The organism is Mycolicibacter acidiphilus, assembly GCF_018455725.1.
Taxonomy (GTDB): domain Bacteria; phylum Actinomycetota; class Actinomycetes; order Mycobacteriales; family Mycobacteriaceae; genus Mycobacterium; species Mycobacterium acidiphilum.
Genome location: NZ_JAHCLR010000109.1, coordinates 1 through 2,042 on the forward strand (window position 1 = coordinate 1; position 2,042 = coordinate 2,042).

Consider the following 2,042-nt stretch of genomic DNA (forward strand, 5'->3'; position numbering starts at 1 on the left):
AACCGTCAGCGGCGTCATGCCGAAGGCCAGGAACGCGGCGACCGCGCTGCCCGAGGCGGCGATGCGCCTCCCCCTGCGGCCGTTGCCGGCGCCCGACCCGTGCGACTGGCCGGAGCCACTCCGATGAAGCGACATTGCTCTCCCCTTGCTGAACCGACAACTGACGGCGACATAAATTTCCTAACGAGCGCTTATGTTAATCAGATCGACCGACAGGTCAACCCGGGTTTGACTTAGTGGACCGTGGTTCTGGCAAGCGGCTCCGTTGCTACATCGGTCTGGATCCGAGGCCGAAGGCTCCCAGAACGATTTGCTCGTCGCGCTAACCAACCGGCCTACCGGCCACAATGGAAGTGAGTGGTGACTCCGGTCGCAACTACACACCACAACGTCATCAAGTATGTCTATGTAGCTGCAATCAGTCGGAAAGTCCTAAAAATATTTCTTGCTCGGCAACTTTTGAGAGCCTCGGGGACGCTCAGGTGGCCCGTGGCATACCTGGGACGACGACGGGTGCACGTCGGCCGGGGCATCGACCCGCTGACGGCTGAGGATCGCCCGGTGGGCGGATATTTCTGAGCCATTACACAGCCCCTTGGAATCTTCTCAGCCCGGTCGAGAGCACCTATAGGGGCAGCTGTCGATCACACGCGCACCAGGCGTCGCCGGTGCGGAGGATGTGCGGGTGCGCCCGCCTCTCCGCGACAACAGGTCAGGCGGCCGGACAACGAACACCGGGACGCGCTGATCCGTGGGTTGCCGGTTAGGAGCCGTAAGGGCCGTTGGCACTGCCATCCTCAACCGTCGCCGCCGTGGCCGCCGCTGCCGATCGGGCTATCCGGGAAGGTGGCGTCCTTGCCGGTCCGGCTACCAGAGCCCTCGCCGGGCGGCCGAACGCCATCACGGCCCGGTCGAAAGACCAGGCCGTGATGGTTTTGGAGAGGTAGGGGTTATGACTTGTCCACACCCGGTGTGCCGATGGCAGGCGCGCCGCCGTCCATCTGCCCGTATCTCCTTAGAAGACGCCTAGCGAACCCCACCAAAACGCTAGGTTAACAGCGATTTCCAATTGGTCAACCATTGTGTGTCTTTGTGTACTGCGCTACGCTCCACGCCACTGACGGCCCGGTGAACACATCCCCTTGCCGCCGGCAACTTTGCCGGTCCGACGGCGAACCTCCGCACTGGATCACCGCGCATCCCGCGGACATCGGCGCGTGGATGGACAGCGCAGCGACGTCAGCAGGAAAAACATCGCGAAGACCGCGGCTGCCAGGCGGTGCGGCATCGTCGAGTCGTGAAGTTATCCCCCGAAGACTGGTCACATCACAGTCAAAGGCGTACTGTTCGCTCCATCACATGCCTGAACCTTGGCTGCTGCTGAAACGCGGCGTCATGAGCACAGTTCGGACACAGGAAGGCGCACCCGACGATGACTCGTCATCGCATCGGGGGGAACCGTCGGGGGACGGCTGGCAGGGCGGCCCGGTACCGCCGCGGTATCGGACTGGCCGGCACCGCCGCCGCGTTCCTGGCGTTCGGGCTGGGCCCGACACCCGCGCCGGCGCACGCCGATCCGCTCGATGAGGTGATCGAGCAGGCGCTCTCCCCGTTCCTGGACGCGGCCACCAGCGGCGTCGACTGGGCGGCGGTCTCCTCCCCGGCCGCCTGGGAGGCGTTCTTCAACCCGGCGCACTGGGACGCGGTGCTGGCCGGCCTCGGCGAATCCGGCTCCGCATCGACCCTCCCGGCGTTCGACCTCACCGAATGGTTCCAGCAGTCGGTGTACACCCCGCTGCACGCCGACATGCAGGAGTGGATCGGCAGCGACCTCGGCAAGAGTGTGGACGGGGCGCTCAACACGCTGTTCGGCGGCACGGTGATCGGCAACGGCGCGGCCGGTGACGCCGACCATCCGGACGGGTTCGCCGGCGGTTGGCTGTTCGGCGACGGCGGGGCCGGGTTCAACGGCGCCGCGGGTGAGGCCGGCGGCGCCGGCGGCGCGGCCGGGCTGTTCGGCACCGGCGGTGTCGGCGGCGACG

1 protein-coding gene is annotated in these 2,042 nt (G+C 66.2%); it reads left to right on the forward strand.

From position 1 onward, the window contains the following. Positions 1 to 1,432: 1,432 nt before the first annotated feature. The coding region (locus KIH27_RS22010; RefSeq protein WP_372451452.1) for a PGRS repeat-containing protein at positions 1,433 to 2,042 on the forward strand (610 nt) is incomplete at its 3' end.